Origin of the sequence: Campylobacter sp. CFSAN122748 (genome assembly GCF_045277125.1) — a bacterium.
GTDB lineage: Bacteria > Campylobacterota > Campylobacteria > Campylobacterales > Campylobacteraceae > Campylobacter_D > Campylobacter_D jejuni.
Genome location: NZ_CP116953.1, coordinates 1,097,164 through 1,119,246, shown reverse-complemented (window position 1 = coordinate 1,119,246; position 22,083 = coordinate 1,097,164). Strand labels below are relative to the sequence as shown.

The following is a 22,083-nucleotide window of genomic DNA, read 5'->3' as shown; positions in this document are numbered from 1 at the left end:
TATTTTTTTAAAGAATGATTATGAAATGTGAACATTGCAAACTTGATTATAAACAAGCCCAAATGATAGAGTATAAGGGTAAATTTTTTTGTTGTAAAGGTTGTAAGAGCGTTTGGGAAATTTTACATGAAAGTGGATTAGATGAGTTTTATGAAAAGCTTGGAAATCAAACTTTAAGCCCTGTAAATTTTCAAAATGAAATGAAAAATTATGATGAGTTTATCACTAAAACCAAAGAAGGATTTAGTGAAATTTATCTCATGATACACGGTATAGAATGTGCAGCTTGTGTGTGGCTTAATGAGAAAATTTTAACCAAACAAGAAGGAATTTTAGAACTTGATATTAATCATTTAAACCATAAAGCACGCATTGTTTTTGATGAGCAAAGCATTTCTTTGGTGCAAATTTTAAGACTTATTGAAAGCATAGGCTATAAAGCGAGTGCTTATGATGCGAGCAAGGCTTCAAAAAAAGCGGATTTACTAAAAAGGGAATTTTATTCTAAGCTTGTTGTGGCTATAGCTTGTGTGATGAATATCATGTGGATAGCAGTGGCAAAATACGCAGGATTTTTTAGCGGTATGGATAAGGACACTAAGGATATTTTAAATTTTGCTGAATTTATCCTTTGTTCTCCTGTGCTTTTTTATACGGGATCTCATTTTTATAAAAGTGCTTTTAAAACTTTAAAAATGCATAGTTTAAATATGGATGTATTGGTGATTAGCGGAGCGAGTTTGGCTTATGTTTATTCTTTATGGGCCATGTTTTTTAGGGTAGGGGAAGTGTATTTTGACTCTGTGGCGATGATAATTTGCTTTGTTTTTATAGGTAAATATCTTGAGATGTTTAGCAAAAAGTGTGCTTTAGATACCATAGATGGGCTTAATGATTTTTTACAAAATGAAGTTTTAGTTTTCAATGGTAAAGAATTTGTCTCTAAAGAAGTTCAAAAGGTTTGTTTAGGGGATAGAATTTTGCTTAAAACTGGAGATAAAATTTTAATCGATGGGATTTGTAAAAGTGGTGAAATGAGTATGGATACTTCTTCTTTAAACGGAGAAAGTATTCCAAAACTCATACAAAAAGAAGATGAAATTTTTTCAGCTTGTATAGTGCTTGATGGAAGTGTGGAGTATGAAGCAACAAAGCTTTACAAGGATTCAAAACTCAGTCAAATTATCCAGCTTTTAGAACTTGCAAGTTCTAAAAAAGCAAAACTTGAAAGTTTGGTCAATAGTCTTTCGGCTTATTTTTCTAGAACGGTTTTATTGATCGCTTTTATTTGTTTTGCTTTTTGGTTTTTTTATAAAGAAGAGAGTTTTGAAATTTCTTTAGTCAATGCGATTGCAGTTTTGATTATCGCTTGTCCTTGTGCTTTGGCTTTAGCAACGCCCGTGAGCAATCTTGTAGCTTTAGGTAGAGCTTTAAAAAAACATATTTTATTTAAAAGTTCTAGCGTGATAGAAGATTTAAGCAAATGTGATTGTGTGGTATTTGATAAAACGGGTATTTTAACCAAAATAGAGCTTGAACTTAAAGAGGTTTTTTTAGATAAAGCGCTTGATTTAAACGAGCTTTATAATTTTGTAAAACTTTCTAAACATCCTATCTCTCAAAATATTGTGTTATATTTAAAGCAAAAAGGAGCTAAGGATTTAAATTTGGATTTTAAAAAGCATTCGAGTATTCAAGCTAAAGGTTTAAGTGCTGAGTTAAATGAAGGGTTGCTTTTAGGCGGAAGTTCTAAATTTTTGCAAGAAAAGGGTATTGTGGCTAAAGAATTTGATAATACGCATTTTATTTTTGCCAAGGAAGGTAAAATTTTAGCTTTTTTTGAGTTTGATAGTGTTTTAAGAGAAGGTGCAAAAGAGCTTATCGCTTATCTTAAAAAAGAAAAGAAAGAATTAATGATACTCAGTGGCGATCATCAAAAAGCAGTGGAAAAAATCGCTAAAAAGTTAGAAATTCAAAATTATCAAGCTTCTTGTTTGCCTGAAGATAAGATGAAAACTATAGAAAATTTAAGTAAAAATTACAAAGTTTTATTTGTAGGTGATGGGGTAAATGATGCACTAGCTTTAAAATACGCAAGTGTTTCAATGACTTTAAGAGAAGGAAGTGATCTAGCTATAGAAAGTAGTGATGTTTTGCTTTTGAAAAATGACTTGCTTTCTTTAAAAAAAGCCATCAAATTATCTAAAAACACCTTTAAAATTATCAAGCAAAATCTTGCTTTTTCTTTGTTTTATAATGCTTGCACCATACCTTTGGCTTTTTTGGGTATGATAAATCCTTTATTTGCTGCTATTTCTATGTCTTTTAGTAGTATAATAGTCGTTTTAAATGCTTTAAGGATTAAAGAATGAATAGTATAATCATGATGATGATAGGAGTTTCTATCTTAGCGTTTTTTATCATTTTGGCAACTTTGCTTTGGGGGATTAAAAATAAGCAATTTGATGATGATTATAAATTTACTACTTTAAATGATGATGAGGATTCTTTGCGTGATGCTATAGAATTAGAAAGACGTAAAAAAGAAGCTTTGGATAAAAAAAGGCTTTCTTGAAAAGGAAAGCCTTTTTTAGAAATTATTTTAAAGTTTCAATATGAGCTTCGATAGCTTTAAAATCTTCTTCAGTTAAACCTTTAAGGTTAAGTTTCATGATCGCACCTTGACCATAAGCATTTCTTTTACCTTCTGAATATTCTTTCATGTATTGAAGTCTTTCAGCAGAAGAAAGAGTTTTTAAAGCTGGAACTTTGTTTAAGTAAACTTTGTCAGCATTTGCACCATGGCATACTGCGCATTTTTTAAAAAGTGTAGCACCATCTGCAGCAAAAGCAGAAACACCAAGACATGCCAAAGCAGAAACTACTAATAATTTTTTCATTTGATTTCTCCTCAGTAAAAATTAGATTGCCAGATATTATATATCTTTATTTTTATAAAAATCTTAAGAAAATAAAGATAATGTTTATTTTCTTTTCAAAAAAGCTATATTATAATGTTTTTTATGAAAACAAAAGCATTATTTTTAGATAGAGACGGTGTGATTAATATAGATAAAAAATATGTCTATAAAATAGAAGATTTTGAATTTTGTGATGGAATTTTTGAACTTTGTAGATATTTTTTAGCTAAAAAATATTTGCTTTTTATAGCGACAAATCAATCAGGCATTGCAAGAGGATGTTATAAGGAAAGTGATTTTTTTAAGCTTTGTGATTATATGCTTAAAGAATTTGCTAAACAAGGTATAAAAATTGATAAAATTTATCATTGTCCGCATTTAGAAGGTTGTGAATGTCGCAAACCTAAAGCAGGAATGCTTTTAAAAGCAAAAGATGAGTTTAATTTAGATATGAAAAATTCTATTTTTATCGGGGATAATCTAAGCGATATGCAAGCAGGGTTAAATGCTAATATTGGCACTTTGATTTTGGTAAATGAAGAAAAAAAAGAAGGCGATTTTTTTAGACAATTTAAAAATTTAAAAGAAATTTTGAGTTTTTTTTAAAGAAAAGGACATTTAAATGAGAGTAGCAATCACAGGTGGTGCAGGATTTATAGGTTCGCAACTGGCTTTAAATTTGCAAGAAAAACATGAAATTTTAATCATTGATAAAATGCGTAGCAGTGCGACTTTTGAAAATGGAAATTTACAAAGTTTTGGACATTTTAAAAATTTACTTGAATTTGATGGAGAACTTTTTGCAGGCGATATTAACGATGAAAAAGTTTTAAAAAAGATTGAAGATTTTAAGCCAGAGATTATTTTTCATCAAGCAGCAATTTCAGACACTACGGTTTTTGATCAAACTAAGGTTTTGCAAACCAATTTAAATACTTTTAAAGATTTTATAGAACTTAGCATAGATCTTAATGCAAAGCTTATTTATGCAAGTTCAGCTTCGGTTTATGGTGATGCAAAAAGTCCACAAACTGTAGGTAAGGATGAAGAACCAAAAAATCCTTATGCTTTTTCAAAATTGATGATGGATAAGTTAGCGAAAAAATATTACGATAAAGCTCATTTGGTAGGACTTAGATATTTTAATGTTTATGGAAAAGGCGAATTTTATAAAGACAAAACTGCTTCTATGGTTTTACAATTTGGCCATCAAATTTTAGCAGGAAAAAATCCACGCTTGTTTGAAAGAAGTGATCAAATTTATAGAGATTTTACTTATATTAAAGATGTTATTAATGCCAATTTAATCGCCCTTGATTCAAAATGCGGGGTGTATAATGTAGGCAGTGGTAAAGCAAGAACCTTTCAAGATATAGTCGATATTTTGCAAAAAGAGTTAAAGACTGATTTGCCTTGTGAATATATCCCAAATCCTTATGTAAAATCTTATCAATTCCATACTGAAGCAAAACTAGATCAAACTTGGGATTATCAACCAAAATTTAGTCTTGAAGAGGGGATTAAAGATTATTTAGATGAGATAAAAAGACTTTTTGAAAAGGAAGTAAATGCTTGAGTTTTTAAGCCAGCAAAAACCTAAAATTTTGATTATAGGGGATTTTATGGTGGATAATTATACTTGGTGTGATTGTTCGCGTATCAGTCCTGAAGCCCCTGTTTTGGTAGCTAAAACTCTTAAGGAAGATAAAAGATTAGGCGGGGCTGCGAATGTTTATGCAAATTTAAAAAGTTTAGGGGCTGATGTTTTTGCGCTTGGTGTTGTGGGTGATGATGAGAGTGGGAAATTTTTACAAGAAAATTTAAAAGGAGAATTTTTGATCCAAAAAGGACGCAAAACCCCTTTTAAAAATCGCATTATGGCACACAATCAGCAGGTTTTAAGACTAGATGAAGAAGATACAAGTGAGATTTTGCTTGAAAATGAACTTATAGCTTTGTTTGATGAAAAGATTAAAGATTTTAAAGCTGTGGTTTTAAGCGATTATGCTAAGGGTATTTTAACGCCTAAGGTTTGCAAGGCTGTGATAAAAAAGGCTAAGGCTTTAAATATTCCTGTTTTAGTTGATCCTAAAGGCAGTGATTTTAGTAAATATAGCGGTGCAACCTTACTCACGCCTAATAAAAAAGAAGCTTTAGAAGCTTTGAAATTTGAAAATTTAGAGGGTGAAAATTTAGAAAAAGGGATTAAAAAATTAAAAGAAGATTTTTCTTTGCGTTATTCTATCATCACTCTTTCAGAAGTGGGGATTGCGCTTTTTGATGAGGGTTTAAAAATCGCACCTGCTAAAGCCTTAGAAGTTTATGATGTAACAGGAGCGGGTGATAGTGTGATTGCCGTTTTGGCTTTTTGTTTGGCAAATGGGATTGAAATTTTTAAAGCTTGTGAACTTGCCAATGAAGCTGCAGCTGTTGTGGTGGGTAAAATAGGTAGTGTGAGTGTGAGTTTTGATGAGATTAGAAGTTTTAAAAGTATGAGTTTTGAGAAAAAGATCAAAAATAAAGAAGAGCTTTTAACGCTTTTGAAACAAAATGATAAAAAGATTGTTTTTACAAATGGTTGTTTTGATATCGTGCATTTTGGACATATAAAATATCTTGAGAAAGCTAAAAGATTAGGCGATATTTTGATTGTAGGTTTGAACTCAGATGCGAGTGTGAAAAGACTCAAAGGCGAGAGTCGTCCTGTAAATTCAGAGTTTCAAAGAGCTTGTATGTTGGCAGCTTTTTATTTTGTAGATTTTGTAGTGATTTTTGATGAAAACACACCTTTAGAACTTATAAGCTTTTTAAAGCCTGATATTTTGGTTAAAGGAACTGATTATAAAGATAAACTTGTTGTAGGTTCAAATTTGGTTTCAAGAGTTGAATTAATCGATTTTGAAGAAGGATTTAGTACGAGTAAGATTATAGAAAAGATTAAGGATAAAAAATGATAAATTTAGTAGAAAAAGAATGGCAAGAACATCAAAAAATCGTTCAAGAAAGTGAAATTTTAAAAGGACAAATCGCTAAAATAGGCGAGCTTTTATGTGAATGTCTTAAAAAAGGTGGTAAAATTTTAATTTGCGGAAATGGTGGAAGTGCAGCTGATGCACAGCATTTTGCAGCTGAACTTAGTGGGCGTTATAAAAAAGAACGCAAGGCTTTAGCAGGTATAGCACTTACAACCGATACTTCAGCGCTTAGTGCTATAGGAAATGACTATGGTTTTGAGTTTGTTTTTTCAAGACAAGTGGAGGCTTTAGGAAATGAAAATGATGTTTTAATCGGCATTTCAACGAGTGGAAAAAGCCCTAATGTTTTAGAAGCTTTTAAAAAAGCAAAAGAACTTAATATGCTTTGTTTAGGGCTTAGTGGAAAGGGCGGTGGAATGATGAATAAGCTTTGTGATCATAATCTTGTTGTGCCAAGCGATGATACGGCTAGAATTCAAGAAATGCACATTTTAATCATACACACACTTTGTCAGATCATAGATGAGAGTTTTTAATGAAAGTTTTTATCATCAACTTAGAGTGTTCTTTAGATAGAAAAGAGCATATACAAAAACAAATTCAAAAGCTTTTTGAAAAAAATCTTAGTTTAAAAATAAATTAGAATTTATTTTCTTTAAGGCTATTGATGCTAAAAATAAAGAACATTTGGAATTTAAAGATCATTTTCCTTGGTGGGGTTCTTGGGTGCTGGGCAGAGAGCTTTCTGATGGAGAAAAAGCTTGTTTTGCTAGTCATTATAAACTTTGGCAAGAATGTGTGAAGCTTGATGAGCCTATAATCATCCTAGAAGATGATGTGGAATTTAGCGATGAATTTTTAAATAATGGGGCAGAATATATAGATGAGCTATTAAAGAGCAAATATGAATATATAAGACTTTGTTATTTGTTCGATAAAAGATTGTATTTTTTGAGCGAGGGTGGATATTATTTAAGTTTTGAAAAGCTTGCTGGAACTCAAGGTTATGTACTGCAAGTAAGTGCTGCAATGAAATTTCTTAAATATGCTAAAAATTGGATCTATGCCGTAGATGATTATATGGATATGTTTTATAAACATAATGTGTTAAATATAGTTAAAAAGCCTTTATTATTAAAACATGATTGTAGAATAGAAAGTTCAATTTCTCAAGCTGGACGTTTATTTTTGAAGGCTAAATTTTACAGAAAAATTATTAGAGAAATTTTTAGACTTTATAGAAATATTTTAAAACTATCTTATACTTTTTACATTAAGAAAAAATTAGATATTAGTTAAATTTTGAATCGCTTTTACAATCACTTCAGGCTTTAAATCTTTCATGCATTTGTGGTGTTTTAAAGGGCAGGTTTTTTGCATACAAGGCATACAAGCTAGATCTAAATGCACTAATGTTGCATTTTCATTTTGCCAAGGTGAAGTTTGAGTAAATTTCGTAGGGCCAAAAATAGCCACGGTTTTTACCTTATAAACCGCACTTATGTGCATAGGTCCACTGTCATTTGTGATGAAAAGATCGCAAAAAGCGATATTTTGACAAAGGGTTTTGATGGTAGTTTTATTGCAAAGATTTTTTACTTTTATGTTTTGTTCTTTTAAAATTTGATAAATTTCATTACAAAGTTCTTGTTCGGCTTTTCCTGCGCCAAAGATTAAAATCTCATGACTTTGGCTGAAATTTAAAGCCACTTTAGCAAAATAACTCACATCCCATCTTTTTGCACTTCCAAAGCTTGCACCAGGGTTGAGTCCTAGAATTTTTTTACCATTTTTTAAGACAAGAGGGTTTTGAAATTTTAGCTTAAAGGGAAGCTTTAAGTCTTTAAAATGAGCTTTTATACTAAGTGAGTTTTCTATAAAATAAAGGTATTTTAAAACTTGATGTTCTTCTTTGTGCTTGTTTTTGTCAAAAAAATATCTTTGCTTTGTTTTAAGAATATGTAAGATAATCTTAGAAGAAAACGCAGACCTAAAAGCAAAGCTAAAATCGATTTTGCCAAGTTCTTTGCGTAAAGATAGGGCTTGTTTATAGCGAGATTGTTTATTTTCTATGATGATTTTAGAATTAGGAAATTCTTTAAAAAGTGCTGTGGAAACCAAAGATCCATAAAGGATAAACTGAGCATTTTTAAAATGTTCTTTTATAGCGTATAAAGCAGGCGAAGCCATCACTGCATCGCCTAGCCAAGTGGGAAGGTGTATAAAAATTTTCATAAATTTCCTAAACTTTGATAGAATTGTTTTTATTATTTTAACAAAATTTAGGAAAAATATGCCACAACTTTCGATCATAATCCCGCTTTTTAATTCTTGTGATTTTATCTTAAGAGCTTTACAAAGTTGTATAAATCAGACTTTAAAAGATATTGAAATTTTGATTATTGATGATAAAAGTAAAGATAATAGTTTAAATATAGTTTTAGAATTTGCTAAAAAAGATCCAAGAATAAAAATCTTTCAAAATGAAGAAAATTTAGGCACTTTTGCAAGTAGAAATATAGGAGTTTTGCATTCTAGTTCTGATTTTATAATGTTTTTAGATAGTGATGATTTTTTGACACCTGGTGCTTGTGAAATAGCGTTTAAAGAGATGAAAAAAGGTTTTGATTTGCTTTGTTTTGATGCCTTTGTACATAGGGTAAAAACCAAACAATTTTATCGTTTTAAACAAGATGGAGTTTTTAATCAAAAGGAATTTTTAGAATTCTTAAGCAAACAAAGGCATTTTTGCTGGTCGGTTTGGGCGAAGTGTTTTAGAAAAGATATCATCTTAAAAAGTTTTGAGAAAATTAAAATAGATGAGCGTTTAAGTTACGGCGAAGATGTGCTTTTTTGTTATGTTTATTTTATGTTTTGTGAGAAAATAGCTGTTTTTAAAACTTGCATTTATCATTATGAATTTAATCCAAATGGAAGATATGAAAACAAAAATAAAGAAATTTTAAATCAAAATTATCAAGATAAAAAGAAAAGCAATGAACTTATAAGAAAGCTTTCTTTAGACTTTGAAAATGATACCTTTCATCAAAAATTATTTGAGGTTTTAAAGAGAGAGGAAGTAGGGGTGAAAAATAGATTAAAATAGATTAAAAATTTTTTTTGATTTTAGTTCTAAAATATCTCTAAAATAAAGTTTATTTGGATTATAGTAGGAAATTGATTTTTTTATGATTTTTTCTTCTAGTAGGTCAAGATATTGGTTTATTTTTAAATTAAGATCAATATCATAAAAATCAGCAAAATGATATCTCCACCATTGAATTTTTAATAATCTTTCTATTGTTTTTTCATCAAATCTATATTTGATAATTTTGGCTGGAATTCCTGCAACTATAGCATAAGGTAGTACATCTTTAGTAAGTACAGCTCTTTGTCCTATGACACATCCAGTCCCAAGTGTGATACCCTGTTTAAGCAAAACATCTTTTCCTATCCAAACATCATCTTGTATAATTAAATGCGTTATTGATGAGCTTGGATTATGGTTAACTATAGGAAATGTTTTGTTGATGTGATTTTGGCAAGCATCGTTAATAAAACTATGATTTGTTTCATAGGTAAAACTTGCAGTGCTGATTCTATCCATAGAATGTTGAAAGTTAAACATAGAAACCCCATCAGAAATTGAACAATACCTTCCAACTTTTGTATAATGAGGTAGAAAAGATCCGCTAAAAGAAAATGAACCCATTTCATGCAAGATATTGCTAAATTTAAAAGCATAATATTCTTCTATCCCCAGCCCAGCCACACTCTCTAGTTGATTGTTTTCCAATGGAATGGTTATAAAATCTTTGGTTTTTAGTCTTGAAAATCTTCTAGGATTTTCTATGTAAGTTTTTTGTATAAATATTATATTGCTTTAATAAATTTAATATATTTTTATTGCATTTTAAGGTTATTTTTTCCATATCTGTTCAGCCTTTTTTAAATCCTCTAAACAGTCAATATCTAAACTTGAGCTTTCATCCATTAAAAAATGCTTAGTTTTGCTTTGTAAAAAGCTAGGATTGTTTAAAAATTCTTTTATCTTTAAAATATAAATTGCACCATTGCTCATATAAGTTTTAGGCAATTTTTGCCTTGGTATAAAAGGATATTCATCATTACAAATCCCTGCTAAATCGCCACAATCATTGCAAACAAAGGCTTTTAGAATTTTATTATCACATTCGCTTACGCTAATTAGGGCATTTGCATTGCTATTTTTATAAAGATTAAAAGCCTCATCAATATGAATATTTGTTCTTAGCGGCGAAGTGGGTTGTAAAAAAACTACATCTTCATAATCTTTGTAAAATTTTAGAGCATGTAAAAGCACTTTATCGCTTGTAGTATTATCTCGCGCAAGGCTAATTGGGCGTTTTAAAATATCAACATTTTGGCTTTTTGCATAATTTAAAATTTCATCACTATCACTGCTTACAACGACTTTACTAATGCTTTTAGCATTTAGTGCAGCTTTAATGGTGTAGTAAATTAAAGGTTTATTGTTTAATAAAACCAAATTTTTATTTTTAATACCCTTTGAGCCACCACGAGCAGGGATTATTGCTAAGCTCATTTTATCTCTCCTTGAAATTTCTTTAATATTTGCTCGATTACAGGGCGTTTTAGCATGGCAAAGTCTATTTTTTTAGCCTCTTTGCTCTTACGATGAAAGGCCTGAAATTCTTCTAAACTCAAGATATCTAAATATTGTTGGTAATCGTTTCGGCGGTATTTTAAGGCAGGAAAATGCCACTGAAGTAGGGGAGCTTGTAGTATTTTCACTCCTTGAGATAAGACTTGTTGCTCGGAGTAGAGTTCTTCTATAAGTCCCTTAGGATCTATCCATTGGCTTTTTTTTGAAACCCTTCTTTCTATAAAGCTACTATTTCTTCTTTTAATCAAGAGTTGATCCCCCCCCCCTATGAATCCATAATTTCCACTATTTTGCACATAAATATTTCCATTTAAGATTAAAAATTAATTCTTGGGTAGCATAAGGCTTTATTTTCTTGATCAATCCTATAAAAACTCTTATAAAGCTTCTTGGCATCGTAGTAATGATCCACATCGATTTTTATAAACCACTCATCTAAGGGTATAAAAGATGCTGCCCAATTGTAATAAGAGTAAAGTTTATTTTCTTCATTTTTAGGATTTTCTAGATCTACTTTATAAGGATATTTTTTAGCAATGAAGTTGGGATATTGCTTGCAAAATTCTAAAATAAGCTCTTCACTCCCATCATCACAGTCGTTGTAAGCTATAATTCCTCTTTGTAAAGCAGGTAGTATACTTTCTAAAGAAATTCTTAGGGTTAAAGCTTCATTTTTAACCCTGATAAATCCCCAAGGATTAAGGGGTGATTTCACATCCTTAGCCTTTTCATCAAGGTCAAAAAAGCCCTTATGTTTTTTTCCATAGATGTTTTTATTTTCCTTAATGAAATGCTCATTATCTAAAACCAATTTTTTAGAAATCGAGTATCTTTTATATAAAGAAATGATTTTTTTAAGCATGTTTTATATCCTTAAAAACTTTTTGTGTGCTGAGTTTAAAAAATTCTCCGCTTAATAAATATTCAAAAAATAATTTTGAGCTATCTAAAATCTCTAACTTAGCGCTAAATAAATCTTGTTTTTTATGAATGGTGTTAATAGCTTTTAGTATTTCATCACTATTTGCATTAACTTTTAGTGTATTTTCATTGCCAAGTCTTCCATTTTGTCTTGAGCCAACTAAAATCCCTGCTGTTTTTAAGTATAAGGCCTCTTTTAAAATACAACTTGAATTACCTATTATAAAATCAGCATTTTTTAACAAAGTTATAAAATACTCAAATCTAAGCGATGGAAAAAGCTTAAATCTAGGGTTATTTTTAAGTTCTTCATAGCTTTGCAAGATTAATTCAAAACCTAAATCATTATTTGGATAAATAACAATATAATTTTTGTTACTTTGTATCAGTGCTTTTACTAAATTATCTGCTTGATTTTTAATGCTTGTAATTTCAGTTGTAACAGGATGAAACATAAGCAAAGCGTAGTTTTCATAATTTATATCATAATATTTTTTTGCTTCATTAAGTGAAATTTTATTATCGTTTAAAAGTTCTAAATCAGGCGAACCTATGATAAAAATAGATTTTTCATCTTCTCCAAGCTGCATTAAACGCCTTTTTGCAAACTCATCATTTACTAAATGAATATGTGCTAGTTTTGATATAGCGTGGCGTAAGCTATCATCAATAGTTCCTGAAATCTCTCCACCTTCAATATGTGCTACTAAGATATTGTTTAATGCTCCAACAATAGCTGCTGCTAAAGGCTCGATTCTATCTCCATGTACTACGATTAAATCAGGTTTTAGCTCATTTACATATCTTGAAAATCCATCAATTGTAGTGGCTAAAGCCTTATCGGTTGAAAAATATTTATCGTAATTTATAAATTCATAAATATTTTTAAAGCCATTTTTATAAAGTTCTTTAACTGTATAGCCAAAATTTTTGCTTAAGTGCATTCCTGTTGCAAAGATGTAAAGTTCAAATTCGCTTGAGTTTTGCACCCTGTACATTAAAGATTTAATCTTAGAATAATCAGCCCTAGTGCCTGTTATAAAAAGGATTTTTTTCACGCAAAATCCTCATAGCTTAACTGAGTATCATTTTCTATATCTCTTAATGCTTTTTTGCCTAAAATATTTTCAAATTCAGCTGCACTAATTCCACCAAGTCCAGGTCTTTTAACCCAAATATTATCCATAGATAAAATTTCGCCTTTTTTAATATCTTTAATGCTGACTACGCTTGCAAAGGCAAAATCAATTGTGACTTGCTCTTGCTTAGCTGCTTTTTTACTTTCATTATTTCCTCTCATTATAGCCATTTGCTCACTTTGTATAATAAGCTCTTTTAAAGCCTGTGTATCCATAGAACAAACTATATCAGGGCCACTTCTATGCATACTATCAGTAAAATGTCTTTCAAGCACACAAGCACCAAGTGCAACCGCACCTAAACACGCAAGATTATCTGTTGTGTGGTCGCTTAAGCCTACCATACAAGAAAATTCTTTTTTTAATTCAAGCATAGCATTTAATCTTACAAGATTATGCGGGGTTGGGTAAAGATTGGTCGTGTGCATTAAAACAAAGGGAATTTCATTGTCTAATAAGATTTTTACAGTTGGTTTTATACTTTCAATACTATTCATTCCTGTGCTAACTATCATAGGCTTTTTAAAGGCTGCTATGTGTTTAATAAGCGGATAATTATTACACTCACCTGAACCAATCTTAAAAGCACTAACTCCCATATCTTCTAAGCGGTTTGCACCTGCACGAGAAAAAGGTGTGCTAAGATAAACAAGACCTAATTTTTCTGTGTATTCTTTAAGTGCTAGCTCATCTTTATAATCTAAAGCACATTTTTGCATAATCTCATAAATGCTTATTTTTGCATTACCAGGAATTACTTTTTTAGCGGCCTTACTCATCTCATCTTCAACGATGTGGGTTTGATGCTTTATAATCTTAGCACCTGCGCTAAAGGCTGCATCTACCATAATTTTAGCTAGTTCTAAACTGCCATTATGATTAATGCCTATTTCAGGCACGACTAAGGGTGCTTTTTCTTCACTTATGATTATATTTTGTATTTTTATTTCTTTCATTTATTTTCCTTTGAAATAATGCTTTATATCACTAGGTAATCTTAATAGATCTTTTATCAACTTATAATAAACATTTTCTTTAATTTTTATTTTTTTAAAATTAATATTTTTTGAAAATTTTCCATAAGCCTCACTAGAAGGTATGAGTATATCTTTAGTGTAGTTATTTTTTTCTTGTATGATAAAATTTGAATTTAAATTTGGCGCTAGTTCTATAAAATTTGCTAAAAGACTGTTAGGACATAAGCAATATAGTTTTATTTTGTAAGTTTTTTCTAGAAATTCTAAAGCTTTTATATCTGTATTTTTACTATGTCCGATATAGTGTGAGCGATCATTTTTAAAATCAGGGGCTAGTTTTAAAAGATTTTCTTGTTTGGTATCAAAAGCATAAGATGACCCATTTTGATAAAAATCAATTCCCGAAAGATAAATTTCTTTGTATCCTAGGGCTATGGCTACTGCACACATATAGACTCCTGAGGTAATTCTTTGATTGAAATAAATTTCGTGAAATTTAAAATAAGCATTAAATTCTTTAAGTTGTTTAAAAAAATCATATCCCAAATGAGCATCAGGAAAATAATCGTAAAAAGTTTTTACAAAATTTTCATTTTCTAGATGAGCTTGGTTGTAATTAGAACACATAATTAGTTCGGTCTCATATTCTTGATTTTGGATTAAATGTTTTAAAGTGTAGTATTGCTCAAAGAAGAAACCAGGGGTGTAAAACACTGCTTTGCATTTTTTACCAAGATAGTATTTATCTTCAAAATAAAATTGATTACATCTAAATACATCAAAATCATTTGGTAGCCTTGAATAATCAATTTCTTTTAAACTTGGTCCATTTCCAGCAATAATAACTTTTTTCATGATTATTTTCCATCAAGATTTATTTTTAACGATTTTATCAAAATAGATTTTATGTTATAATTAAATTATAATAAAATAAGGAATAAATATGTTTAAAATTTCAATCATCTTACCAACTTATAATGTGGAACAATATATAGCAAGGGCAATAGAAAGCTGTATCAATCAGACTTTTAAAGATATAGAAATAATTGTAGTTGATGATTGTGGAAATGATAATAGTATAAATATAGCCAAAGAATACTCTAAAAAAGACAAAAGAATAAAAATAATCCACAATGAAAAAAACTTAGGTCTTTTAAGAGCAAGATATGAAGGTGTGAAAGTAGCAAACTCTCCTTATATAATGTTTTTAGATCCTGATGATTATTTGGAACTAAATGCTTGTGAAGAGTGTATAAAAATTTTAGATGAACAGGATGAAGTTGATTTAGTGTTTTTCAATGCTATTGTTGAAAGTAATGTTATTTCATATAAAAAGTTTGACTTTAATTCTGGTTTTTATAGCAAAAAAGAGTTTGTAAAAAAAATTATTGCAAAGAAAAATTTATATTGGACTATGTGGGGGAAACTTATAAGAAAGAAATTGTATTTAGAAGCTTTTGCGAGTTTAAGACTCGAGAAAGATGTTAAAATCAATATGGCTGAAGATGTATTGTTATATTATCCAATGTTAAGTCAAGCTCAAAAAATAGCATATATGAACTGTAATTTATATCATTACGTGCCTAATAATAATTCAATTTGTAATACTAAGAATGAAGTGCTTGTTAAAAATAATATTCAAGAGTTGCAGTTGGTTTTAAACTATTTAAGGCAAAATTATATTTTAAACAAGTATTGTAGCGTTCTCTATGTGCTAATTAAATATTTGCTATATATTCAAATATATAAAATAAAAAGAACAAAATTAATGGTTACATTGTTAGCTAAAATAAATATTTTAACTTTAAAAATTTTATTTAAATATAAAAAATTTTTAAAACAATGTTAAGAATATTTTTTTTAGAGTTTCTTTTGAAATCATAGAAGGTTCTATTTTATGATTAATATTTTGTAAATAGAATTTTTTAAATTCTTCAATACTTATCCAATTATATTTATAAATATCTTGAGCTCTATGTTTTTTTAAAAAAGGAAAATGATAATTATTTAATTCAGTGTGAAATAATATCCTGTGTTTATACTTTAATTGCTCTAAAGAGTGTATATTTGAAGAAAAACTTTGTTTTGTTGCTTTTTTCCAATTGTTATTGATTCTGTCAATTAATACTTCTTTCCATTTTAAGTTATAATTATTGATAAGCAAGCAATCTCCTGGTTCTTTCAATATATTGCCATTATTATCTTTACAAAGAAAAAAATTATCATTAAAATAGTGAATATCAACCCTTGAATAACTAACTACATCATATTTGTTTTTTGGTATATAGAAGCTTTTATAAAGTTTTTTAGCATCATAGATATGATCCACATCTATTTTTATAAGCCACTCATCTTTTGGTATAAAACTTGCAACATAATTATAATAGCTATAGAGTTTATTTTCTTCTGATTTTGGGTTTTGAATTTGAATTTCATGAGGATATTTTATTGGTATAAATGAAGGATATTGTTTGCAAAATTCTAGAATTATTTCTTCACTTCCATCGGTACAATCATTATATCCTATAACACCTCTTTGGATAGCAGGCAATATGCTTTCGAGAGAAGCTTTTAAGGTAATAGCTTCATTTTTTACTCGTATAAAAGCCCAAGGATTCAAAGGAGATTTTGGATCTTTAGATTTTTCATCATAATTAAAATATCCTTTATGCCCCTCCCCTATAATAGCTTTATTAAGTTTAATTAAATCTTCATTGTTGTATTTATTAATTTGCACAAGAGTTTTTTTTGGTAAATAAGAATCGATTTTATCTCGTTGTATGTTTTTTAGTAAAAATGTTTTTTTTATTTTATGTCTAATTTTTCTAAAAGGGATGAATAAGCAAATTATTTTCACAAAGTATGATTGAAATAGCATATAAAATATTTTCTCCTATAATTATAGTGATTATACCTAAAAATTAATTAATTTTTTATATTTTTATTATTAAATATTTTTTATTTTTTGCCAAAATTTCCAAATATCATAAGGAAGTTTTGTTTGAATAAAAGGTTTAATTAAAACTAATTGTTCCTTTAAATTTAAAGGATCTTTTTTAAATTTTTTAATCATTAAAGCTTTTTTGGCATAGCAAGGTAAAAATGTTTCTTTTATAGCAAGTGCATTTTCGCTTTTTTGATCTTTAAAAAATTCTATCAATTTTAAAGCAGTTATAACCCTGCTTGCTGCTTTTAAATAATTTTTTGCTTCCTTAGCGTTTTCCCCGAAAGTTTCATATATATCTTTAAAATACTCTGACACATTTGCTTTTGTAATCTTCTTATCATGATTTGATATACTGTTTGCTCTTAAACGGCACAAATACAACTTTTGTGATAAAACATAAATTTTATTAGCACTAGCAAACAAAATTATTCCAAAGTGTATATCTTCATTGATAATAAAATTTATAAATTTAAGTTTAATTTGCTTTAAAAAATTAAAATCAATCATTCCATTCCATCCAAAAGAAATATCTCTAGATCCTACACTTAATGCTCGATTTGCATATTCTTTTGGAGTGATTATACATTCTTCTTTAAAATTAAAAATTTCCATCCTTGTTTTTTTGTGCTTATTTTTTATATTGTCTTCATAGGTGCAATCATGGTCAAACCACAATACATCCACATTTTTCATTCTTATAACACATTCTTCTATACAATTTAATTCCCAATAATTATCACTATCTAAGAATATAATATAATCTATACTAGGGTAAGTAAAATTGGTTAAATCTTTTTCATTATTAAAAGCTTGAGAGCTTTTATATGCTTTATATATATTATAAGGATTATTACTATCCAATTGAAATTCTATTAAAGAATTTTCTTTTATATGTTGAGTTTTGTTTTTTAATTTATACTTTCCACTAAAGTATTCTATACCTACGTTTCTAGCTGAACTTAAACCCCCATTTTTCTTATCAAAAAGAGTTATTCTTTTATCTTTTAAGGTATATTTTTTTGCAATATTAAGTGAGTTTTCATCTGTACTACCATCATTTACAAGCATGATTTCTAAGTTGGTATAGGTTTGATTAATTACGCTATCTAAGCACTTTCTTAGATATTTTTCCACATTATAGATTGGTATAACTACACCTATTTTCTTCATGTTTTATCTCCAAGAAATCTTTTTATTTTTGATGGTATCTAAATAAATTTGATGATTGCTTTCAAGCATTTTTTTGCTATTTTCTTCGTGATAAATATGATAAGCAATAGCTTTAAATTTTAAGCGTCTAAAAATGCCTTTATTAAATAAAAATCTAGCAACAAATTCACTATCTTCTCTACCCCAACCAATAAAATTTTCATTAAAACCATCAAGTTCATCAAAATCAGTTTTAAAAAAACTCATATTACAGGTTTTACTGCCCCTTACTATTTCCTTTGTATCAAAAAATTTTTGCTCTATTTTTGAAAATTTATAGATAATTTTAGCTAAAAAAGAATTTTTAGAACTTTTAAAATCTTTTTTATTAAAAGCTAAACTATAATTATTGTTTTTTAAGATTTCTTCGCTTTCATTTTTATTTAAAATTACTCTTGAACCTTGTAAAATTACTTTGCGTTTCGCAAATTCTAAATGATTTTTTACAAAGTCTTTTTCTAAAATCATATCACCATCAATTAAAATTATATATTCACTTTTAGAAGCTTTAATAGCATTATTTCTACTTTTTGCAGTACGAAAACCCTCATCTTCTTGCCAAATGTGTTTTAAAGGGCAAGGAAAATCTTTTTGATATTCTTCAATAAGCCTTGCTGTATCTTCTTTGCTACCATCATCTGCGATTAAAACTTCATTGGGTAAAAAGGCTAGATTTTTAACACTATCAAGCACTAATTTAAGGCGTTCTTTTTGATTATAAGTTGTTATTATTAAAGCGCAAGTTTTTGGCTTTTGCTTTTGAAGTTCATATAATTTCATGTATTTAAAAAAAGTCCCTAAGGCATTGCAAACGCTAATTATAAAACCCTTATAACCATATAAAAAGCCATTTTTTAAAAAATAATTTCTAAAAAAAGTCCAAAAAGCTCTTAAATTTGCTTTTAAAACACCACTTTTTTTGTGTATATTTTGTTTTGCCCAAAGGTTTGAGTAGTACTGCATTTTGTCAATTAGGTGGGAAATATCTCTAAAAGCATAATGCCTTAATCCATTTTTAAGATAAATTTTTTTAGCATTACTTGGCAAAACAAGGCTTTCATGTACTAAATTATCATTAAAACGAGTGAAATTTTTATTAAAAATTCTTAAAACATAATCAGGCCACCAACCACATGCCTTTATCCATTCGCCTTTATAGAGATTTTTACGACTAAGTGCGATGATATTATCTTCTTGAAGTTCTAAATTTTTAAGCTCTTTAATACACTCATTTTCAAGCACTTCATCAGCATCAATGCTTAAAATCCAATCATTTTTTGCATAACTTAAAGCAAGGTTTTTTAAAGCTCCAAAACCTATAAAAGCACTGTGGTAAATGTGCAAATTAGCAAAATCTTTTTTAAATTCATTAGCTATATTTAGGGTATTATCACTACTTTCATTGTTAAGTAAAATAATTTCATCAAAATCTTTTAAAGAATTTAAACATTCAAGCAAGGTTTGTTTTGCATTTTTTACGATGATAATAACACTTATTTGCTTTAGATTCATTTTGCATCCTTGTAAATTTCCTTATTATAACTTGCAAAGCGTCTATGAAAAAAAAAGTATTCCCAAGGTCTTTTTTTAATCATTTCTTCGCAACTTTGTGCTTGATAAAGTGTCAGTTCTTCTAAGCTTGCATTTTGAGAATCTTTTGCTTTAAAAAACTCTATGCAAAATTTACCATCTTCTTTATAGGCATAAACAGGGATGATCAAAGCATTGCTTCTTTGTGCGATAAGGCTTGCTCCCATTTGATAATTCACTTCTTTGTTAAAAAATTTTAATCTTACGCTTTCGTTTTCTGCGCAGTCTTGATCGGTTAAAATTCCTAAAGTTCTCCCTTTTTTTAGAGCGCTTAGCATTTGTCTTATGCCGCCTTTTTTGTCGATAAGTTCTATGTCAAATTGGGTGCGACTTTGGCTTAAAATTTCATACATAATTTCACTTTTTAACTTTTTCCCTACTATGGCAATCGCACCATATTTAGCTGCATAAGCAAGGCTTAAAATTTCCCAGTTTCCATAGTGTGCAGTTGTGAAGATAATAGGACGCTTTAAAGCTAGAGCGTCTATAAGTAAATTTTCATTGATGAAATTTACTTTATTGAGAATTTTTTCTTTGGTGGTGTTTTGATTTTGCAAACAATCAATTCCAAATTGAGCAAAATTTTCATAAATTTTCAAAGACAATTTATCGCGTTCTTTTTGAGTGTATTGAGGGAAGCAGATTTGCAAATTTGTACCGATGATTTTGCGATGTTTTTTATTAAGATAAAAAGTGATTCTTGCTACAATCAAAGCTAAAAAATGCAAGATACACTCAGGCATAAAAGTAACAAAAAATTTTAAAATATAATAAAGACTAAGATATATTCTATCACTATTTTTCATTAAGTAAGCCTTTGGCAAGTTTGAAGATATCTTCTTCTTCTATACGCGTGATACAAAAATCACTTTTATCGATATGCTTGGCATTTTGGATTTTTTTACCTGCATCAATGATTTTATTGATATGAGTTTGAAAAGCATTGCGGTAGCTTGGTGTTGCACCAAAAATCGTAATAGATGCCTTATTTAAAGCAAAAGCCAAATGTGTTGGACCACTATCATTTCCTATGATAAGATTCATCATTTTTGTAAAAGCCATTAGCTCTTCAAGGCTGAATTTTGGTGCTAATTCTATATGTGTTTCATCAATACCACTAAGATTTAAAACCTCTTTGGCAAATTCGTATTCTTTTACATTTCCCCAAGCGAGCCAAATTTTTGCTTGTTGAAATTCATTGATTAAAAGTTTGCAAAGTATAGCAAGTTTGGTTTTAGGATAGATTTTATTTTCTACACTTGAGCCCACATGTATGAGTATGTTTTTTTCGTTTTTGTCGAGTTTGAGTTTATTATTTAAGAGTTGTTTTAAATTTTCATCTACGCTAAAAATATCTTGTTTAAAGGCTAAATTTTTGACATTAAAATCAGTATTTAACATAAAGGAGGTAAGACTTAAGTATCTTACAAATACATTTTCATTGTAATCTAACTCAAGTTTTTGGTTGTAGAAATTATGAGCAAAACTTTCTTTAAGACTATTTTTATCAAAACCAAAATTATTTCTACTTAAAATTCGACTTACAATAGCAGATTTTATGAGCCCTTGTAGATCTATTACTGCATTATAGTTGTTTTTTCTTGCTTTAAGAAGAATTTTTAGGCTTTTTAAAATTTTTTTGTCTTTTAAGGGCAGGGCATAGAGTTTGTCTATTAAAGGATGGTTTTTAAGTATGCCTTCAAATTTTTCATCTACAAACCAATGAATTTCTATATCTTTTTTAAAATTTTTGATAAATTGCAAAACCACGGCACTTTGGATAATATCACCAAGTGCTGACAAACGAACAATTGCTATTTTCATTAAAAGCCTAATATTTTAAAATTTTTGCTATGATTTTAGCGAAATTATTTAAAAAAAGGTTAAAAAATGGCAAAAAATGAAGGTTATATTTGTGTTTTTGACTGTGAGAGTGTGCCAGATGTTGAGCTTATCCGCAAAACTTTAGGTTTTGAAGGAAGTGATTTGGAGGTAAGTTTAAAAGCACTTCAGTGGCAAAAAGAACAAAGCGGGAGTGAGTTTTTGCCTTTGCCTTATCATAAAATCATCAGTATTTGTGCGGTTTTAAGTGATAATTTTGGAAAATTTATCAAAGTAAATAAAATTGATGGGCAAAATGAAAAAGAAATGATTGAGAATTTTTTCAATTTTATAGAAAATTATGAGCCAAAATTAGTCAGCTTTAATGGTAAAAATTTCGATATGCCTGTTCTTGTTTTAAGGGCTTTAAAATACAATTTAAAAGCAGCAACTTATTTAGATACTCAAAGCGATAAATGGAATAATTATAAAACAAGATTTTCAGAATTAAAACATTGTGATTTATTAGAATCCTTAGGATCTAATGGGCGTGGAATAAAGCTTGATACACTTTGCTCTATGGTGGGTTTGCCAGGAAAATATGATGTGCATGGCGATGAGGTGATGAAACTTTTTTATGAAAATGAACTTGAAAAAATTCACGAATATTGTGAAAGTGATGTTTTAAACACCTATATGCTTTTTTTAAAATATGAACTTATTAAAGCTAATGTTAGTGAAGAAGATTATGTTGATTTTCTTTCTTATATGAGAGATTTTTTGCGTGAAAAAAAATCAGATCGTTCCTATACAGAAGTTTTTGCAAAAGCTTGTGAGAGTGAAATTTCAAAAGTTCAATCTTAAGTATTTAAGAAAATATATTAAAATTTATTTTTGACATTTTTTAAAAAAAGGAA

At 28.8% G+C, this 22,083-nt stretch carries 21 protein-coding genes and 3 pseudogenes; 10 read left to right on the top strand and 14 right to left on the bottom strand.

Annotated elements, in window-relative coordinates; genetic code table 11:
- The first annotated feature begins 14 nt into the window (after window positions 1–14).
- Both OT390_RS05895 and ccoS read left to right on the top strand, forming a co-directional pair.
- Window positions 15–2,372: a heavy metal translocating P-type ATPase gene (locus OT390_RS05895; RefSeq protein ID WP_079346721.1), complete on the top strand. Its 2,358-nt coding sequence runs from the start codon at window positions 15–17 to the stop codon at window positions 2,370–2,372.
- Window positions 2,369–2,575, top strand: coding sequence for a cbb3-type cytochrome oxidase assembly protein CcoS (gene ccoS / locus OT390_RS05890; protein WP_002852798.1), 207 nt, complete (start codon window positions 2,369–2,371; stop codon window positions 2,573–2,575). The genes OT390_RS05895 and ccoS overlap by 4 nt, the downstream gene beginning before the upstream one ends.
- A 22-nt stretch (window positions 2,576–2,597) precedes the next feature.
- On the opposite strand, the gene OT390_RS05885 is transcribed toward ccoS, so the two are convergent.
- Window positions 2,598–2,900: a cytochrome c gene (locus tag OT390_RS05885; protein ID WP_002852762.1), complete on the bottom strand. Its 303-nt coding sequence runs from the start codon at window positions 2,898–2,900 to the stop codon at window positions 2,598–2,600.
- Between the two features lie 80 nt (window positions 2,901–2,980).
- On the opposite strand from OT390_RS05885, the pseudogene gmhB reads away from it, so the two are divergent.
- The 5 genes and pseudogenes from gmhB to OT390_RS05860 all read left to right on the top strand — a co-directional run bounded on the left by gmhB (window position 2,981) and on the right by OT390_RS05860 (window position 7,195).
- Window positions 2,981–3,543 (top strand): annotated as a pseudogene (gmhB, locus tag OT390_RS05880) (D-glycero-alpha-D-manno-heptose-1,7-bisphosphate 7-phosphatase).
- Window positions 3,544–4,497 (top strand): ADP-glyceromanno-heptose 6-epimerase, encoded by a 954-nt coding sequence (gene rfaD, locus OT390_RS05875; protein ID WP_002860242.1) that lies wholly within the window; start codon window positions 3,544–3,546, stop codon window positions 4,495–4,497.
- Window positions 4,490–5,875, top strand: a complete 1,386-nt coding sequence (rfaE1, locus tag OT390_RS05870) for a D-glycero-beta-D-manno-heptose-7-phosphate kinase (RefSeq protein WP_002853608.1) — start codon at window positions 4,490–4,492, stop codon at window positions 5,873–5,875. The genes rfaD and rfaE1 overlap by 8 nt, the downstream gene beginning before the upstream one ends.
- The gene (gene gmhA, locus OT390_RS05865; RefSeq protein ID WP_002787744.1) at window positions 5,872–6,432 is read left to right on the top strand and encodes a D-sedoheptulose 7-phosphate isomerase; all 561 of its coding nucleotides are present in this window, start codon (window positions 5,872–5,874) and stop codon (window positions 6,430–6,432) included. The genes rfaE1 and gmhA overlap by 4 nt, the downstream gene beginning before the upstream one ends.
- A pseudogene (locus OT390_RS05860) lies at window positions 6,432–7,195 on the top strand (glycosyltransferase family 25 protein). The gene gmhA and the pseudogene OT390_RS05860 overlap by 1 nt, the downstream one beginning before the upstream one ends.
- Here OT390_RS05860 and OT390_RS05855 read toward each other — a convergent pair.
- Entirely contained in the window at window positions 7,181–8,131 is a 951-nt protein-coding gene (locus OT390_RS05855; RefSeq protein WP_002853794.1) for a glycosyltransferase family 9 protein, read from the bottom strand. The pseudogene OT390_RS05860 and the gene OT390_RS05855 overlap by 15 nt on opposite strands.
- A 58-nt stretch (window positions 8,132–8,189) precedes the next feature.
- Here OT390_RS05855 and OT390_RS05850 point away from each other — a divergent pair, with 58 nt between their 5' ends.
- A complete protein-coding gene (locus OT390_RS05850; RefSeq protein ID WP_406611465.1) occupies window positions 8,190–9,002 on the top strand; it encodes a glycosyltransferase family 2 protein in 813 nt (270 codons plus the stop codon).
- Here OT390_RS05850 and OT390_RS05845 read toward each other — a convergent pair.
- The 7 genes and pseudogenes from OT390_RS05845 to OT390_RS05815 all read right to left on the bottom strand — a co-directional run bounded on the left by OT390_RS05845 (window position 8,994) and on the right by OT390_RS05815 (window position 14,454).
- Entirely contained in the window at window positions 8,994–9,692 is a 699-nt protein-coding gene (locus OT390_RS05845; RefSeq protein WP_228589016.1) for a CatB-related O-acetyltransferase, read from the bottom strand. The two genes, OT390_RS05850 and OT390_RS05845, sit on opposite strands and share 9 nt — an antisense overlap.
- 123 nt (window positions 9,693–9,815) lie before the next feature.
- Window positions 9,816–10,481 (bottom strand): cytidylyltransferase domain-containing protein, encoded by a 666-nt coding sequence (locus OT390_RS05840; protein ID WP_002935341.1) that lies wholly within the window; start codon window positions 10,479–10,481, stop codon window positions 9,816–9,818.
- Window positions 10,478–10,858: a hypothetical protein gene (locus OT390_RS05835; protein WP_186821394.1), complete on the bottom strand. Its 381-nt coding sequence runs from the start codon at window positions 10,856–10,858 to the stop codon at window positions 10,478–10,480. Before OT390_RS05835 ends, OT390_RS05840 begins: the two co-directional genes overlap by 4 nt.
- Before the next feature lie 67 nt (window positions 10,859–10,925).
- Window positions 10,926–11,424: pseudogene (locus tag OT390_RS05830) on the bottom strand (beta-1,4-N-acetylgalactosaminyltransferase); the annotation flags it as partial.
- Complete coding sequence (gene neuC / locus OT390_RS05825) at window positions 11,417–12,541, bottom strand: UDP-N-acetylglucosamine 2-epimerase (protein ID WP_002859249.1); 1,125 nt, start codon at window positions 12,539–12,541, stop codon at window positions 11,417–11,419. The pseudogene OT390_RS05830 and the gene neuC, both read right to left, overlap by 8 nt.
- A complete protein-coding gene (gene neuB, locus OT390_RS05820) occupies window positions 12,538–13,578 on the bottom strand; it encodes an N-acetylneuraminate synthase (protein WP_032587257.1) in 1,041 nt (346 codons plus the stop codon). Before neuB ends, neuC begins: the two co-directional genes overlap by 4 nt.
- On the bottom strand, window positions 13,579–14,454 hold the full coding sequence (locus OT390_RS05815) for an alpha-2,3-sialyltransferase (protein WP_002878823.1): 876 nt from the start codon (window positions 14,452–14,454) through the stop codon (window positions 13,579–13,581).
- An 88-nt stretch (window positions 14,455–14,542) separates the two neighbouring features.
- On the opposite strand from OT390_RS05815, the gene OT390_RS05810 reads away from it, so the two are divergent.
- On the top strand, window positions 14,543–15,448 hold the full coding sequence (locus OT390_RS05810) for a glycosyltransferase family 2 protein (RefSeq protein WP_002852740.1): 906 nt from the start codon (window positions 14,543–14,545) through the stop codon (window positions 15,446–15,448).
- On the opposite strand, the gene OT390_RS05805 is transcribed toward OT390_RS05810, so the two are convergent.
- The 5 genes from OT390_RS05805 to waaC all read right to left on the bottom strand — a co-directional run bounded on the left by OT390_RS05805 (window position 15,434) and on the right by waaC (window position 21,169).
- Window positions 15,434–16,477: a beta-1,4-N-acetylgalactosaminyltransferase gene (locus tag OT390_RS05805; RefSeq protein ID WP_032586269.1), complete on the bottom strand. Its 1,044-nt coding sequence runs from the start codon at window positions 16,475–16,477 to the stop codon at window positions 15,434–15,436. The genes OT390_RS05810 and OT390_RS05805 overlap by 15 nt on opposite strands.
- Before the next feature lie 69 nt (window positions 16,478–16,546).
- Complete coding sequence (locus tag OT390_RS05800) at window positions 16,547–17,716, bottom strand: glycosyltransferase family 2 protein (protein ID WP_032586271.1); 1,170 nt, start codon at window positions 17,714–17,716, stop codon at window positions 16,547–16,549.
- Between the two features lie 3 nt (window positions 17,717–17,719).
- Window positions 17,720–19,267: a glycosyltransferase gene (locus OT390_RS05795; RefSeq protein WP_032586274.1), complete on the bottom strand. Its 1,548-nt coding sequence runs from the start codon at window positions 19,265–19,267 to the stop codon at window positions 17,720–17,722.
- Window positions 19,264–20,151 (bottom strand): lipid A biosynthesis lauroyl acyltransferase HtrB, encoded by an 888-nt coding sequence (htrB, locus tag OT390_RS05790; RefSeq protein ID WP_002871713.1) that lies wholly within the window; start codon window positions 20,149–20,151, stop codon window positions 19,264–19,266. Before htrB ends, OT390_RS05795 begins: the two co-directional genes overlap by 4 nt.
- Window positions 20,141–21,169 (bottom strand): lipopolysaccharide heptosyltransferase I, encoded by a 1,029-nt coding sequence (gene waaC, locus OT390_RS05785; protein WP_002859241.1) that lies wholly within the window; start codon window positions 21,167–21,169, stop codon window positions 20,141–20,143. The genes htrB and waaC overlap by 11 nt, the downstream gene beginning before the upstream one ends.
- A 66-nt stretch (window positions 21,170–21,235) precedes the next feature.
- Here waaC and OT390_RS05780 point away from each other — a divergent pair, with 66 nt between their 5' ends.
- Entirely contained in the window at window positions 21,236–22,030 is a 795-nt protein-coding gene (locus tag OT390_RS05780; RefSeq protein ID WP_002860221.1) for a 3'-5' exonuclease, read from the top strand.
- The last annotated feature ends 53 nt before the right edge of the window (window positions 22,031–22,083 follow it).